This window comes from Stenotrophomonas sp. YJH_SMC_123 (genome assembly GCF_059368215.1).
The window spans coordinates 462,375-477,771 of sequence record NZ_JCAFRM010000001.1; the positions used below are offsets into that span (position 1 = coordinate 462,375).

12 protein-coding genes and 3 tRNA genes are annotated in these 15,397 nt (G+C 67.1%); 9 read left to right on the plus strand and 6 right to left on the minus strand.

The features are described 5' to 3' along the window. Positions 1 to 63: 63 nt before the first annotated feature. On the plus strand, positions 64 to 552 hold the full coding sequence (gene bfr, locus AC5P5W_RS02110) for a bacterioferritin (protein WP_005408763.1): 489 nt from the start codon (positions 64 to 66) through the stop codon (positions 550 to 552). A 318-nt stretch (positions 553 to 870) separates the two neighbouring features. On the opposite strand, the gene parC is transcribed toward bfr, so the two are convergent. Beyond that, positions 871 to 3,114, minus strand: coding sequence for a DNA topoisomerase IV subunit A (parC, locus tag AC5P5W_RS02115; RefSeq protein ID WP_197574755.1), 2,244 nt, complete (start codon positions 3,112 to 3,114; stop codon positions 871 to 873). Positions 3,115 to 3,174: 60 nt separating this feature from the next. Then, positions 3,175 to 4,056 (minus strand): helix-turn-helix domain-containing protein, encoded by an 882-nt coding sequence (locus tag AC5P5W_RS02120; protein WP_046429737.1) that lies wholly within the window; start codon positions 4,054 to 4,056, stop codon positions 3,175 to 3,177. 172 nt (positions 4,057 to 4,228) lie between these two features. On the opposite strand from AC5P5W_RS02120, the gene emrR reads away from it, so the two are divergent. Genes emrR through emrB form a run of 4 tightly spaced genes read left to right on the plus strand, consistent with a single transcriptional unit; the run spans position 4,229 to position 8,949 of the window. After that, the gene (gene emrR, locus AC5P5W_RS02125; protein ID WP_014646521.1) at positions 4,229 to 4,672 is read left to right on the plus strand and encodes a multidrug efflux system transcriptional regulator EmrR; all 444 of its coding nucleotides are present in this window, start codon (positions 4,229 to 4,231) and stop codon (positions 4,670 to 4,672) included. Further along, positions 4,669 to 6,162, plus strand: a complete 1,494-nt coding sequence (gene emrC, locus AC5P5W_RS02130) for a multidrug efflux transporter outer membrane subunit EmrC (RefSeq protein WP_046429738.1) — start codon at positions 4,669 to 4,671, stop codon at positions 6,160 to 6,162. Before emrR ends, emrC begins: the two co-directional genes overlap by 4 nt. 11 nt (positions 6,163 to 6,173) lie before the next feature. After that, positions 6,174 to 7,355, plus strand: coding sequence for a multidrug efflux MFS transporter periplasmic adaptor subunit EmrA (gene emrA / locus AC5P5W_RS02135; RefSeq protein WP_032956867.1), 1,182 nt, complete (start codon positions 6,174 to 6,176; stop codon positions 7,353 to 7,355). Positions 7,356 to 7,362: 7 nt separating this feature from the next. After that, the gene (gene emrB, locus AC5P5W_RS02140) at positions 7,363 to 8,949 is read left to right on the plus strand and encodes a multidrug efflux MFS transporter permease subunit EmrB (protein ID WP_005408769.1); all 1,587 of its coding nucleotides are present in this window, start codon (positions 7,363 to 7,365) and stop codon (positions 8,947 to 8,949) included. Positions 8,950 to 9,101: 152 nt separating this feature from the next. Here emrB and AC5P5W_RS02145 read toward each other — a convergent pair. Continuing rightward, a tRNA-Leu gene (locus AC5P5W_RS02145) sits at positions 9,102 to 9,186 on the minus strand. A 50-nt stretch (positions 9,187 to 9,236) separates the two neighbouring features. Next, on the minus strand, positions 9,237 to 10,136 hold the full coding sequence (locus tag AC5P5W_RS02150; protein ID WP_075075670.1) for a LysR family transcriptional regulator: 900 nt from the start codon (positions 10,134 to 10,136) through the stop codon (positions 9,237 to 9,239). Positions 10,137 to 10,234: 98 nt separating this feature from the next. Here AC5P5W_RS02150 and AC5P5W_RS02155 point away from each other — a divergent pair, with 98 nt between their 5' ends. Next, positions 10,235 to 10,981: a TSUP family transporter gene (locus tag AC5P5W_RS02155; protein ID WP_197574754.1), complete on the plus strand. Its 747-nt coding sequence runs from the start codon at positions 10,235 to 10,237 to the stop codon at positions 10,979 to 10,981. Positions 10,982 to 11,037: 56 nt separating this feature from the next. Here the strand turns inward: AC5P5W_RS02155 and AC5P5W_RS02160 are convergent. Together AC5P5W_RS02160 and AC5P5W_RS02165 are read right to left on the minus strand one after the other, a co-directional pair. Next, positions 11,038 to 11,122 (minus strand) — tRNA-Leu (locus AC5P5W_RS02160). Between the two features lie 206 nt (positions 11,123 to 11,328). Beyond that, a tRNA-Leu gene (locus tag AC5P5W_RS02165) sits at positions 11,329 to 11,413 on the minus strand. 128 nt (positions 11,414 to 11,541) lie between these two features. Here AC5P5W_RS02165 and rnr point away from each other — a divergent pair. The 3 genes from rnr (at position 11,542) to rlmB (ending at position 15,389) form a co-directional block, all read left to right on the plus strand. Next, entirely contained in the window at positions 11,542 to 14,001 is a 2,460-nt protein-coding gene (rnr, locus tag AC5P5W_RS02170) for a ribonuclease R (RefSeq protein WP_197574753.1), read from the plus strand. Between the two features lie 84 nt (positions 14,002 to 14,085). Next, entirely contained in the window at positions 14,086 to 14,568 is a 483-nt protein-coding gene (locus tag AC5P5W_RS02175; protein ID WP_197574752.1) for a GFA family protein, read from the plus strand. Between the two features lie 77 nt (positions 14,569 to 14,645). After that, positions 14,646 to 15,389: a 23S rRNA (guanosine(2251)-2'-O)-methyltransferase RlmB gene (gene rlmB, locus AC5P5W_RS02180; RefSeq protein WP_005408775.1), complete on the plus strand. Its 744-nt coding sequence runs from the start codon at positions 14,646 to 14,648 to the stop codon at positions 15,387 to 15,389. The last annotated feature ends 8 nt before the right edge of the window (positions 15,390 to 15,397 follow it).

Genomic DNA, 15,397 nt, shown 5'->3' on the forward strand with positions numbered 1-15,397 from the left:
GATTAGATCACCGTATTTTGAAATGCGGCACCCTATGCCGCATCGATTCACAGGAGCCCCCCCATGAAAGGCAACCCGGACGTCATCGCCTGCCTGAAGGAACTGCTGCGCGGCGAGCTTGCTGCGCGCGACCAGTACTTCATCCATTCCCGCCGCTACGAGGACCAGGGCCTGTTCGCGCTGTACGAGCGCCTGAACCACGAGATGGAAGAGGAAACCCAGCATGCCGATGCGCTGCTCCGCCGGATCCTGTTCCTGGGTGGCGACCCGGACATGCGCCCGCATGCCACCGAGCCGGGCAAGACCGTGGAGGAGATGCTGCAGAAGGATCTCGATACTGAATACGCCGTTCGGAACAATCTCGCCGCCGGCATGAAGCTGTGCGAGGAGAAGGGCGATTACGTGAGCCGCGACATCCTGCTGGCGCAGCTGAAGGACACCGAGGAAGACCACGCCTGGTGGCTGGAGCAGCAGCTGGGCCTGATCAAGCGCATCGGCCTGGAGCTGTACCAGCTGAGCAAGATCGACGGCAACGGCGCCCCGGCGCACTGAGCGGGCATCGTTTTTGTAGAGCCGAGCCAATGCTCGGCTGCCTTCTGGTAGAGCCGACCGCTGGTCGGCTGCTCTGCAGAAAGCAGCCGACCAGCGGTCGGCTCTACCAGGAGCCAAAAGCAGCCGACCAGCGGTCGGCTCCACCAGCAGCACAGCGTTCTGTCGCCCGCCAGCACCGGAGCACCGCCAGCCAGCCTTCGCCCGCCAGCCGCTCCACCGCCCGCCAGCCGACAACGAAAAAGCCGGGGAATGCCCCGGCTTTTTCGTGCCTGGGGTCAGAGCCCTTTCCCATGGAAAGGGATCCGACCCCCGTACCTCTTATTCCACCGACAGCCCTTCCACCTTCTGCCAGCCGCGCGGCAGCAGGTGGCCGCGGGTGGCGCGGGCGCCGAGGTAGGCGTCGAGCTCGTTGAACTTCAGGCCCATGGTGCGCTGGCCGCTGCGCACCTGCAGGGTCTGCCCCGGGCTGATCGCCACGATGGCGACCACGCGTTCAGTGGCGAGCTTGGCCTTCGGGATCTCGATGATCTTGTTGCCCTTGCCCTTGTCCAGTTCCGGCAGGTCGTTGGCGGCGATCGCCAGCAGGTTGCCGGAACTGGTCACCGCCACGATGCGGTCGGTGGCCACGTTGGCGACCATCGACGGGGTGAGCACCGACGAGCCGGACGACAGGTTCAGCATCGCCTTGCCGGCCTTGTTGCGACCGATCAGGTTCTCGAAGCGGGTGACGAAGCCGTAGCCGTGGCTGGAGGCCAGCACGAAGCGGGCATCCGGCTCGGCACTGGCCAGGGTCACGAAGCTGGTACCCGCTGCCGGCGAGAAGCGGCCGGTCAGCGGCTCACCGTTGCCACGCGCGGAGGGCAGGGTGTGCACCGGCGTCGAGTAGGCGCGGCCCTCGCTGTCGAGGAACGCGACCTGCTGGGTGCTGCGCGCACGCACTGCGCCCTGCAGGGCGTCGCCGTCGCGGTAGGACAGGGCGGACGCATCGACGTCGTGGCCCTTGGCCGCTCGGATCCAGCCCTTCTCCGACAGCACCACGGTCATCGGCTCGCTCGGCACCAGCTCGGTCTCGTCGATGGCCTGCGCGGCCTGGCGCTGCACCAGCGGCGAGCGGCGTGCGTCGCCGAACTTCCTGGCGTCGGCGGTCAGTTCGTCGCGGATCAGCTTCTTCAGCTTGGCCTTGCTGTCGAGGATGCCGAGGATCTTCTCGCGCTCCTTGGCCAGCTCGTCCTGCTCGCCACGGATCTTCATCTCTTCCAGGCGGGCCAGCTGCTTCAGCTTGGTTTCCAGGATGTACTCGGCCTGTTCCTCGGACAGGCCGAAGCGCGCGATCAGCGCGCCCTTCGGTTCGTCCTCGGTACGGATGATGTGGATCACCTCGTCCAGGTTGAGGAAGGCGACCAGCAGGCCTTCCAGCAGGTGCAGGCGGCGCTCGACCTTCTGCAGGCGGTGCTGCAGGCGGCGGGTGACGGTGTTGCTGCGGAAGGTCAGCCATTCGCTGAGCAGCATCTTCAGGTTCTTCACCTGCGGACGGCCGTCCAGCCCGATCACGTTGAGGTTGACGCGGTAGCTGCGCTCCAGGTCCGTGGTCGCGAACAGGTGGCCCATCAGCTGGTCCGCGTCGACGCGGTTGGAACGTGGCACCAGCACCACGCGCACCGGGTTGGCGTGGTCGGATTCGTCGCGGATGTCCTCCAGCCACGGCAGCTTCTTGGCGCGCATCTGCGCGGCGATCTGCTCGATCACCTTCGACGGCGACACCTGGAACGGCAGCGCCGTCACCACGATGTTGTTGGCCTCCTTGGTGAAGGTCGCACGTGCACGCACGCTGCCGTTGCCGGTCTCGTAGATGTTCCGCAGGTCGTTGGCCGATGTGATGATCTCGGCGCTGGACGGATAGTCCGGGCCCTGCACGTGCTCGCACAGGTCGCGCACGCTGGCATCGGGGTGGTCCAGCAGGTGCAGCAGTGCGCTGACGATCTCGTTGAGATTGTGCGGCGGCACGTCGGTGGCCATGCCCACGGCGATGCCGGTGGTGCCGTTGAGCAGCAGGTGCGGCAGCCGTGCCGGCATCCAGGTCGGCTCCTGCAGGGTGCCGTCGAAGTTCGGTGCCCAGTCGGTGGTGCCCTGGCCCAGTTCGCCCAGCAGCACTTCGGCGATCGGGGTCAGCTTGGATTCGGTGTAACGCATCGCCGCGAACGACTTCGGGTCGTCGCTGGAGCCGAAGTTGCCCTGGCCCTCGATCAGCGGATAGCGGTACGAGAACGGCTGTGCCATCAGCACCAGGGCCTCGTAGCACGCGCTGTCGCCGTGCGGGTGGTACTTACCGATGACGTCACCGACGGTGCGCGCGGACTTCTTCGGTTTGGACGCGGCATTCAGGCCCAGCTCGCTCATCGAATAGATGATGCGGCGCTGCACCGGCTTCAGGCCGTCGCCGATGAACGGCAGGGCGCGGTCCAGGACCACATACATCGAGTAGTCGAGGTAGGCGCGTTCGGCGTACTCGCGCAGCGGCAGTTGTTCGAATCCGTGGAACACGGGGCGGGCAAGTTCGGTCATGCGGCGTTGTTACCTGTTGTCGGGAGGCGGCGACGGCGGTCGCCGCTCGCAATCCTGTGATTATCCGGATGCGGCGGGGGATGCCAAGCCGCGCGCAGGGTCCAGCCCGGTTTCCAGGCCGTGCCCGGCCCGTGCCAGGTAGCGACCGGGCGGCAGCCCGAAGTGGCGGCGGAACACGGTAACGAACGCGCTGGCGCTGCTGAAGCCCAGCGCGTGGGCGATGTCGGCCACGCTGCGGCCGTCGGTCAGCTGGCGCAGGGCCTCTGACAGGCGCGCCTGCTGCCGCCACTGGGCGAAGCTGAGCGTGGTCTCGTCGCGGAAGTGACGGGTCAGGCTGCGCGGTGACAGACCGGCCCAATGCGCCCATTCGGCCAGGCTGCGTTCGTCGGAGGGGTCGGCCAGCAACTGCGAGGCGATCTTCAGCAGGCGCCGGTCGTGCGGCATCGGCAGGTGCATGCGCTGGCGCGGCGCGGTGCGGATCTCGTCCAGCAGCACGTCGATGATGTGCTGGCGCTCGGGCGTGGTGTCATGGCCGAGCGGCCATTCGCAGATGCGGTCGGCCAGCGCCTGCGCCAGCTTGGACAGGCCCAGCACGCAGGGGTCGGCGGGCAGGGTGGCGCAGGCCGGTGCAGCCAGTGCCATGCCCCAGCCGCGCAACGGGCCGTCGAGGGTGACGGTGTGCGGTTCCAGCGGCGGCATCCAGCCGGCCGAGCCCGGCGCCAGCGACCACGTGCCATGCGAGGTGCGGGTGGTCAGCAGGCCGCGTTCGACGCAGATCAACTGGGCACGCTGGTGGTGGTGCCAGTCGACCTCGCGGGCCAGGCCCTGCTGGCTGTCGAAGCGGAAGGCGATGACCGGCGGGCCGTCGTTGCGCTCGAACCAGTCCAGTGCCTCATCTCTGAGTAGGCGTTTGGGAACCTGAATTTCTGCCTTGTTCATCATGTCCGCTGGCTGAAATGTGACATCCATTGGCTGGATTGTACTACCGGGCCACCTGACCAGATCATTAAGGTAGGCGCCTTCACTGATCGAGCCCGCTGCTGCAACACAGCATTCGATGCCAGATCGAATATTTCCATTGAGAAATATTTTTTTTGGAAGAGAATGCTCCCCCATGATCTGTCCTGCAACCACTCCCCCCAGCTTCGGCCTGCTGCTGCGCCAGGTGCGCGACGGCCTGGTGCGCCAACTCGACGCGTCCATGGCGGAAGAAGATCTGGGAATCGGCTTCACCCATTACATCGGGTTGAAGGTGCTTTCCCACATGGCGCCCTGCACCGCCAACGAACTGGCCCAGGCCATCGACCAGGTGCCCAGCGCGGTCACCCGCCTGCTGGACAAGCTGGAGGCGCTGGGCTGCGTCCGCCGCGAGGCGCATGCGCAGGACCGGCGGGCACTGCAGATCGTGCTGACCGACGAAGGCCGTGCGTTGTGGGCGCGGCTGAAGCTGCGCGGCGACGCGGTGATGGATTACGCGCTGCGTGATCTTTCCGCCGACGAGCGCACGCTGCTGCTGTCCCTCCTTACCCGAATCCGCGATTCACTGACGACCCCATGAACCCGATCCCGCATTCCACTCTCCGCCGGTCCGGGCGCGCGCTGCTGGTGTCAGCGCTGGCGCTGGCCCTGGCCGCCTGCGCCAGCAGTCGTGGCCTCAACCCGCAGGGCCACGTGCTTGACGTGGACAGCCTGCACAGCGAACGCACCCTGGCTGACACCGACCTGAGCGCCGCCGGCTTCCCGGCGCAGGACTGGTGGAAGGCACTGGGCGATGCGCAGCTGGACGCACTGGTCGCCGAAGGCCTGGCCGGTCATCCGAGCCTGGACGCCGCCGACGCGCGCCTGCGCCAGGCCCAGGCCCAGGTCGGTACCGCGCGCGCCGACGAGCTGCCCAGCCTGTCGGTGTCCGGCGGCTACACCGGCCTGCGCCTGCCCGAGTCGATGGTCGGCAGCGAGATGGGCGGCCGCTATGGCGGCAGCAGCCAGGTCGCCTTCGATTTCAGCTACGGCGTGGACCTGTGGGGCGGCAAGCGCGCTGCCTGGGAAGCCGCCGTGGATGGCGCGCATGCCGCCACCGTTGAAGCCCAGGCCGCACGCCTGAACCTGTCCACCGGCATTGCCCAGGCCTATGCCGACCTGGCCTACGCGTGGCAGCTCAACGACGTGGCCGAGGAAGAACTGACCCGCTCGCAGAAATCGCTGCAGCTGACCCGCCAGCGCCGCAGCGCCGGCATCGACAGCGATCTGCAGGTGCGCCAGGCCGAGGCCCGCGTGCCGGCCGCGCAGCAGCAGGTGCTGGCCGCGCAGCAGCGCATCGACGCCGCCCGCACCGCGCTGGCTGCACTGGTCGGCAAGGGGCCGGACCGTGGCCTGTCGATCCAGCGCCCGCAGCCGTTGAACCCGATGGCACTGCAGCTGCCGGGCGTACTGCCCAGCGAACTGCTCGGCCGTCGCCCCGACATCGTGGCTGCGCGCTGGCGCGTGGAAGCGGCCGACAAGCAGATCAAGGTCGCCAAGACCAAGTTCTACCCGAGCTTCAACCTGACCGCGCTGGCCGGCGTGGTCGCCCCGAACGTGGGTGACCTGCTGAAGAGCAGCTCGACCTTCGCCTACATCGGCCCGGCGTTGAGCCTGCCGATCTTCGAAGGCGGCAAGCTGCGCGCCAACCTGGCCAACACCGACGCGCAGTACGACCTGGCGGTGGCCAACTACAACCAGGCTGTGCTCGATGCACTGCGCGACGTCGCCGACCAGGTCAACGCGGTGCGCTCGCTGGCGCAGCAGGCGCACGCGCAGCAGCAGGCAGTGGACACCGCACGCTCGGCCTTCGACCTGGCCCAGCAGCGCTACCGCGCCGGCATCGGCAGCTACCTGGACGTGCTGACCGCGCAGTCCACCCTGCTGCAGTCGCAGCAGCAGCTGGCCGGCCTGCAGTCGCAGCAGGTGCAGACCTCGGTGCGCCTGAGCAAGGCGCTGGGCGGTGGTTTCCAGCCCGCCGACACCGACCGCGCACCGATCGCCTCCCATTCCGATTCCTCGCATTCCTGAAGACGCCCGCCATGAGCCAGACCCAAGACACCGCGGCCCCGGCCGCCCCCAACCGCCGCGGCAACCTGCTGCGCGGCCTGTTCGTGATCGTCGTGCTGCTGCTTGCCGCCCTGGCGCTGTGGTACTTCATGTTCGGCCGTTGGTTCGAAGAGACCGACGATGCCTACGTGCAGGGCAACCAGGTGCAGATCACCCCGCTGGTGGCCGGTACCGTGGTCGCCATCAATGCCGATGACGGCATGCGCGTGGAGCGCGGCCAGCTGCTGGTGCAGCTGGACCCGTCCGACACTTCGGTGGCGCTGCAGCAGGCCGAAGCCAACCTGGCCAAGACCGTGCGCCAGACCCGTGGCCTGTACCGCAGCGTGGAAGGCGCGCAGGCGGACCTGAACGCCCGCCAGGTGACCCTGAAGCGCGTGCGCGAGGACTTCGCCCGCCGCAAGGATCTGGCCGCCACTGGCGCCATTTCCAACGAAGAACTGGCCCACGCCCGCGACGAGCTGGCTGCGGCCGAAGCGGCCGTTGCCGGTTCGCGCGAGACCGTCGAGCGCAACCGCGCGCTGGTCGACGACACCGTGATCGCCACCCAGCCGGACGTGCAGGCCGCCGCCGCGCAGCTGCGCCAGGCCTTCCTCAACAACGCCCGCGCCGGCATCGTCGCGCCGGTCACCGGCTACGTTGCCCGTCGTTCGGTGCAGGTGGGCCAGCGCGTGCAGCCGGGCAATGCCCTGATGGCCGTGGTGCCGACCGAGCAGATGTGGGTCGAGGCCAACTTCAAGGAAACCCAGCTGCGCCATATGCGCCTGGGCCAGGAAGTGGAGCTGAAGTCGGACCTGTATGCCGGTGACGTGAAGTACAAGGGCCGCATCCAGAGCCTGGGCCTGGGTACCGGCTCGGCGTTCTCGCTGTTGCCGGCGCAGAACGCCAGCGGCAACTGGATCAAGATCGTGCAGCGCGTGCCGGTGCGCATCGCCATCGATGCCAAGCAGCTGGCCGAACACCCGCTGCGCATCGGCCTGTCGATGAAGGCCGAAGTGAGCCTGCGCGACCAGAAGGGTGAAGTACTGCCGAGCACCCCGGCCAAGGGCACCGTGTTCGACACCGACGTATATGCCAAGCAGCTGCATGATGCCGATGAGGTGATCCACACGATCATCCAGGGCAACCTGCCGCAGCAACAGGCAAAGGTGGGCTGAGGTCGCCATGTCCGCACAAGCTCCAGCCGCACCCGGCGCTCCGGGTGCACCGGCGGCGCCGGGTGCGGCCTCCGGGTTCCTGCCACCCAGCGTCGCCCTGTGCACCGTGGGCCTGGCGATGGCGTCGTTCATGCAGGTGCTCGACACCACCATCGCCAACGTTTCACTGCCGACCATCGCCGGTAATCTCGGCGCCAGCTCGCAGCAGGCGACCTGGGTCATCACTTCGTTCGCGGTCAGCACGGCCATCGCGCTGCCGCTGACCGGCTGGCTCAGCCGTCGCTTCGGCGAGCGCAAGCTGTTCGTCTGGGCCACGCTGGCCTTCGTCATCACCTCGCTGCTGTGCGGCCTGGCGCAGAGCATGGGCATGCTGGTGCTGTCGCGTGCGCTGCAGGGTTTCGTGGCCGGCCCGATGTACCCGATCACGCAGTCGCTGCTGGTCTCGATCTATCCGCGCGAGAAACGCGGACAGGCATTGGCGCTGCTGGCGATGATCACGGTGGTGGCGCCCATCTGCGGTCCGATCCTCGGTGGTTGGATCACCGACAACTACAGCTGGGAATGGATCTTCCTGATCAACGTGCCACTGGGCATCTTCGCCGCGCTGGTGGTGGGCAACCAGCTGAAGGGACGCCCGGAGCAGATCGAGAAGCCGAAGATGGACTACGTCGGCCTGGTCACCCTGGTGATCGGTGTCGGTGCCCTGCAGCTGGTGCTCGACCTGGGCAACGACGAGGACTGGTTCTCGTCGATGAAGATCGTGGTGCTGGCCTGCGTGGCGGTGGTGACGCTGACGGTGTTCCTGATCTGGGAGCTGACCGACAAGGATCCGATCGTTGACCTGAAGCTGTTCCGGCACCGCAACTTCCGCGCCGGTACGCTGGCGATGGTGGTGGCCTACGCGGCGTTCTTCAGCGTGGCGCTGCTGATCCCGCAGTGGCTGCAGCGTGACATGGGCTACACCGCGATCTGGGCAGGCCTGGCGACGGCGCCGATCGGCATCCTGCCGGTGATCATGACGCCATTCGTCGGCAAGTACGCATCGCGCTTCGACATGCGCATGCTGGCCACGGTGGCCTTCATCGTGCTGTCGATGACCAGCTTCCTGCGTTCGAACTTCAACCTGCAGGTGGACTACATGCACGTGGCCGGCGTGCAGCTGATCATGGGCATCGGCGTCGCGCTGTTCTTCATGCCGGTGCTGCAGATCCTGCTGTCGGACCTGGATGGGCGCGAGATCGCGGCGGGCTCCGGCCTGGCCACGTTCCTGCGTACGCTGGGTGGCAGCTTCGCGGCGTCACTGACGACGTGGCTGTGGGCGCGGCGTACCCAGGTGCACCATGCCGACCTGACCGAGCACATCTCGGCCTATCAGCCCGGCATGCAGGACCAGGTGACGGCGATGGGGCAGGGCGACCTGCAACACGGTGCAGCGGTACTGAACAACATGATCAACCACCAGGCATCGCAGATGGGCTTCAACGACATCTTCTTCCTGCTGGGCTGGATCTTCCTGGCGATCATCACGTTCCTGTGGCTGGCCAAGCCGCCGTTCGGCGCGGGTGCAGGTGCTGCCGCCGGTGGCGGGCACTGATCGTTCATTGCTGTTGAAACGCAGAAACCCCGCCGCAAGGCGGGGTTTTTCTTTTGGTGGATCCACGCCACGCATGGGTGGATCTCGGGCGTGAATTCCCAGACCCCGGAAACGAAAAAACCCGCTTTCGCGGGTTTGATCATCTTGAGTCGTGGTGCCCAGGAGAGGACTCGAACCTCCACGGTTTTACCCGCTAGTACCTGAAACTAGTGCGTCTACCAATTCCGCCACCTGGGCGACTCAGGAGATGAATTATGGGGAGCGACAGAAGATGTGTCAACAACATTTCACACTTTTTTCTGGGGCTGCACGCCCAGGTGATGCAGCAGGCTGCGCATCGCCGGTGACAGTCGTGTCCACTCGGCAAAGCAGGCGCACAGGCGTCGTTGCGCCCACGCATCGGCGAGCGGTACGGCGACGGTGTGCGTGCTGCGCCGATGCTGGCGCGCGATGGTCCGCGGCACGATGCCGACGCCGATGCCGTGGCCGACCATGATGCACACGCCTTCGAAGGTCTTCATGCGGATGCGTACATCCAGGCGGCGCCCGATGTCGCGCGCCTGGGCCTCGATGTAGGTCTGCAGTGCATTGCCGTCGGCCAGGGCAACGAAGGTCTCTCCGGCAGCCTCGGCAAAAGCCAGGCTGCGCCGGGTCGCGAAGCGGTGGTCGGCCGGCAGCAGCATCACCAGGGGATCTTCGGCGACCACATGCTGCTGCAGGCCGGCAGCGTCGACCGCATCGCTGATGATGCCGGCTTCGGCCTGGCCGGCACTGATCGCGCGTACGACTTCGGGGCTGGTGCGCTCCAGCAGTTCCACATGCAGGCGTGGGCGTCCGGCCAGCCACGGCGCGAGCCGCGAGGGCAGGTAGTTGGTCAGCGCGGCGGTGTTGGCATACAGGTGCAGGGTGCCGCGCGCACCCTGCGCGAACGCCTGTAGTTCGCCACGCAGCTGTGCCTGCTGCTGCAGGATCAGGCGTGCGTGGTGGGCGAGGGCGGCGCCGGCCTCGGTCAGGCTGACGCCGCGTGGGTGCCGGTGCAACAGCGCGGTGCCGGCATCGGCTTCGATCGTGCGCAGGCGCTCGCTGGCTGAACCCAATGCCAGGTTTGCCTGTGCCGCGCCGGCGGTGATGCTGCCGGCTTCGGCGATTGCCAGGAACAGGCGCAGGTCGGCGATGTCCATCCGCATGTCGTGCCTCATTGCTGATCCGGCGCCTTCGGGTCAGCCGAAGGCTGGGCCGGGAAGACCGCATTGTGCGCCTGGCGAGGGCCCGGTCCAATGAAGCCATGCATGAATCGACATACTTCTATTTGCTGCTGGTGGTGGTGTTCGTGCTGGCCGGCGTGGTCAAGGGCGTGACAGGGATGGGGTTGCCGACGGTGGCGATGGGCCTGCTGGGCAGCACCCTGTCACCGGTGGCGGCGGCGTCGATGCTGTTCATTCCAACCTTCGTCACCAATGCGTGGCAACTGCTGTCCGGGCCGTCGGTGGGCCACATCGTGCGGCGTTTGTGGCCGATGATGCTTGCCGTGGTGGTGGTGACGCTGGGTTCGGCCGCACTGCTGGTGCGGGTCGATCGCACCTGGTCGCGCGTTGCGCTGGGCGTGGCATTGGTGGTCTATGCCGCCTATGCGTTGCTCGCGCCGGTGTTCCGCGTGCCGCAGCGGCGCGAGCGCTGGCTGGGGCCGCTGGTGGGTGCGCTGTCCGGCGTGGTGACGGGGGCGACGGGTGTGTTCGTGATGCCGGCGGTGCCGTACCTGCAGTCGCTGGGATTGCAGCGCGAGGAGCTGGTGCAGGCGCTCGGGCTGGCGTTCACCGTGTCGACGATTTCGCTGACCACCGGTCTGGTGCTGCACGGTGCGTTCGGCATCCAGCAGCTGGGGCTGAGTGCGCTGGCGGTGCTGCCGGCGCTGCTGGGCATGTGGCTGGGCCAGGTGATCCGGCAGCGCATCAGCGCGCGCGTGTTCCGCGCCTGCTTCCTGGGGTTCCTGCTGCTGCTCGGGCTGGAACTGGTGCTGCGGCCGTTGTTCTGATGCCGGATCCGGGGCATGAAAAAACCCGCTTTCGCGGGTTTTTCTCATTCTCGACGTGGTGCCCAGGAGAGGACTCGAACCTCCACGGTTTTACCCGCTAGTACCTGAAACTAGTGCGTCTACCAATTCCGCCACCTGGGCGTCGAGGAGCGAGATTATGGGGTGCCGTGACGGGGGTGTCAACACTTTTTGCTGATCCCGGGTCGGTTGCCGTTGCGCATGCGAAACGGGCTCTGCCCCCCATCTCACTCGCTTGGGGCCAGAGCCCTTTCTCTGGAAAGGAATCCGACCCCGGCTGCCGGATCACAGGCAAAAAAAATCCCCGCCGAAGCGAGGAGTTTTTTCGTTGGTGCCCAGGAGAGGACTCGAACCTCCACGGTTTTACCCGCTAGTACCTGAAACTAGTGCGTCTACCAATTCCGCCACCTGGGCGTTCCAGAGCCGCAATTGTGAAGATGAATCCGCAGGCTGTCAACGACTTCCTGAATGTTTTTGACGCGATCGCTTGAAGGCGACCGCTGACCCGTTCTGCACGCCGCCAGCGGCTACCATGTAGGGCGATGACTACCAAAAAACCAAGCAAGGGCGGGAGCAAGTCCCGCAGCCAGGCCCCGAACAAGGGCGCCAAGGCGGGTGCAGCCCGCACCACCAAGCCGGGCAAGCCGCTGCCGGGCTGGTTCCCCGAATTGAATGAAGGCGGTGCACCGCCACGCGGCCGCAAGGTCCGCAGTACCGATGCACCGGGCCCGGCCCCGGGCCGCAAGCTGCCGCCGGCCGGCAAGGTGATCGACGATCCCTATGCCGCCCGCGAAGCGGAGAAGTACGAACAGCCCATCGCCAGCCGCGAGGCCATCCTGGCCCTGCTGGAGCGCTGCGAAGGGCCGCAGACCGCCGAGGAACTGGGCGCGCGCCTGGGCCTGACCGCTCCGGACCGGGCCGAAGCGCTGTCGCGCCGGCTCGGTGCGATGGTCCGCGACGGCCAGCTGGTGCAGAACCGTCGCGGCGGTTTCGCCCCGATCCAGACCCTGAACCTGGTCACCGGTGTGGTGATCGCCAACCCGGAAGGGTTCGGCTTCCTGCGCCCGGTCGAGGGCGGCGACGACCTGTTCCTGCCGCCTTATGAAATGCGCAAGGTCATGCACGGCGACAAGGTGCTGGCCCGCGTGACCGGCATCGATCACCGTGGCCGTCGCGAAGGCAGCATCGCCCGCGTGCTGGAGCGCGGCATGACCCGCCTGATCGGCCGCTTCAGCATCGAGATGGGCATCAACTACGTGGTGCCCGACGACAAGCGCGTGCAGCGCAACGTGCAGGTGCCGCCGGACCAGACCGGTGGTGCGCGCGACGGCCAGCTGGTGGTCTGTGAACTGACCCAGGCGCCGGACAGCCGCCGCCCGCCGATCGGCCGCATCATCGCGGTGCTCGGCGACAAGCTGACCGCGTCGCTGGTGGTGGAGACCGCCATCCATGGCCACGAGCTGCCGTTCGAGTTCCCGCAGGAGGTGCTGGACGAAGCGGCCTCGGTGCCGCTGGTGGTCGAGCCGGCGATGATTGGCGACCGTGTCGACCTGCGCAGCACGCCGCTGGTCACCATCGATGGCGAGGATGCCAAGGACTTCGACGACGCGGTGTACTGCGAGCCGAATGCCGAGGGTTTCCGCCTGGTGGTGGCGATTGCCGACGTCTCGAATTACGTTCGCCCTGGTACGCCGCTGGATGAAGAGGCGCAGAAGCGTGCGACGTCGGTGTACTTCCCGGGCTTCGTGGTGCCGATGCTGCCGGAGACACTGTCCAACGGCATCTGCTCGCTGATGCCGAAGGTCGACCGCATGTGCTTTGTCTGCGACATGCAGATCGACCGCGATGGCCTGGTCACGCATTCGCGCTTCTACGAGGCGGTGATGAACTCGCATGCGCGCCTGACCTACACCCAGGTGTGGAAGGCGGTGGGCGAGGACGATGCCGATGCCAAGGCCTGGATGGGCGACCTGCTGCCGCAGGTGCAGCGCCTGCACCAGCTGTACAAGGTGCTGTCCAAGGCACGCGCCAAGCGCGGTGCCATCGAATTCGAAAGCAGTGAAGTGCGCTTCGTGCTGGACAACCGTGGTGAAGTGACCCAGGCCGGCATGCTGGTGCGCAACGACGCGCACAAGCTGATCGAGGAGTGCATGATCGCGGCCAACGTCGAGGCCGCCAGGTACCTGCTGTCGCGCCATGTGCCGGCGCCGTACCGCATCCACGAGAAGCCGCCGGAAACCAAGTACGCCGACCTGCTGGAATTCCTCAAGGAGTTCAAGCTGAGCCTGCCGCCGTGGTCGAAGGTGCGCCCGGGCGATTACACCAAGCTGCTGAAGAAGATCCGCGACCGCCCCGATGCCACGCTGCTGGAATCGGTGTTGCTGCGCAGCCAGAGCCTGGCGATCTACAGCCCGGAGAATCACGGCCACTTCGGCCTGGCGCTGGAGGCGTACGCGCACTTCACCTCGCCGATCCGCCGTTACCCCGACCTGCTGGTGCACCGTGCGATCAAGCATGCGTTGTCCGGCAAGCCGCTGGACAAGTTCACCTACAACGCGCGCGAAATGGCGGCCCTGGCGCTGCAGTGTTCCGAGCGCGAGCGCCGTGCCGACGAAGCCGAGCGCGAGGTCGACGAGCGTTACCGCGCGGCGTGGATGGAAAAGCACGTGGGCGGCCAGTTCGACGGCGTGATCAGCGGCGTGACCAGCTTCGGCCTGTTCGTGGAACTGGACGAGTCCAAGGTGCAGGGCCTGGTGCATGTGACCCAGCTGCCGCAGGACTATTACAAGTTCGACGCCACCCGCAAAACGCTGACCGGCGAACGCCGCGGCAGCAGCTACCGGCTGGGTGACCGCGTGCGGATCCTGGTGCTGAAGGCCAGCATGGAAGAGCGCAAGATCGACTTCCGCCTGGTCGAGCACAAGGGCGAGGACGAGGGCGATGGCCTGCCGCCGCCGCCCGAGCGGGGCAAGCCGGCCAAGCGCACCAAGAAGAAGTATTGAAAGGTGTGCCGACCAACGGTCGGCACCTACCGCAACTGGTAGGTGCCAACCTTGGTTGGCACGACGTTCCGGAGGAACCCCAGCATGCAAGGCCAACCCGAATACAGTGGCGGCTGCCAGTGCGGCGCGGTCCGCTTCCAGGCGCGTGGCGAGCTCACCGACGGCTCGATCTGCCATTGCCGGATGTGCCAGAAGGCGTTCGGTGCCTATTACGCGCCGCTGGTATCCGTGCGCGGCGTGCAGTTCAGCTGGACCCGCGGCCAGCCGCGCCATTTCCAGTCGTCCAACGTGGTGCGGCGTGGTTTCTGCGCCGACTGCGGTACACCCCTGACCTATGAAGCCCCGGATGGCGTGGCCGTGGCTGCCGGCGCCTTCGATGAGCCGGAACGCCTGCCACCGACGATCCAGTACGGGGTGGAGCGCAAGCTGCCGTTCGTCGACAGCCTGTCCGGCCTGCCGGCGCGGCGCACCGAGGACGACGTCGCCGCGCTGGAGTTCCTGGCCACCATCGTCTCCCACCAGCACCCCGACCACGACACCCCGCACTGGCCGCCGCGCAGTCGGTAACGCCCCTCTGCGGCCGGTCGCAGCGCCCGGCCTGCCGATGCTCTACCATAGCCACCCCCTTTCCGGTCCCCGCCCGCATGAGCAAGAACAGCCAGTGGATTGTCGGCGTCAACGCCGTCGCCTCCTCCATCGAGAACGACGCCGAGAACGTCCGCGAAGTGCTGGTCGAGGCCGGTGCGAAGAACCCGCGCCTGACCGAGATCGAAGAGAACGCCCGCCGCAAGGGCATCGATGTGCGCAAGGTGAACAGCCAGGCGCTGGACGGTGTTGGCGGTTCGGTGCGCCACCAGGGCGTGGCCGCGCGCTACGCCGCCGCCCGTACCTACAGCGAGAACGAGCTGGAAGGGCTGGTCACCGCGGCCGAGGGCAAGGCCCTGCTGCTGGTGCTCGACGAGGTGCAGGACCCGCACAACCTCGGCGCCTGCCTGCGCTCGGCCGCTGCCGCCGGGGCGACCGCGGTGATCATCCCGAAGGACAAGTCGGCCACGGTCAATGCCACTGTGCGCAAGACTTCGGCCGGTGCCGCCGACCTGATCCCGGTGGTGGCGGTGACCAACCTCTCGCGCTGCCTGAAGGACCTGCAGAAGCAGGGCGTGTGGATCTACGGCCTGGCCGGTGAAGCCACGGCCTCGCTGTACCAGCTGGACCTGAAGGGCAACATCGCGCTGGTGCTGGGCGGCGAAGCCGATGGCCTGCGCCGCCTGACCCGCGAGAACTGCGATGGCCTGGTCAAGATCCCGATGCCGGGCGAGATCGAGAGCCTGAACGTCTCCGTCGCCGCCGGCGTCAGCCTGTTCGAGGCCGTGCGCCAGCGCGGTTGATCGGCCAG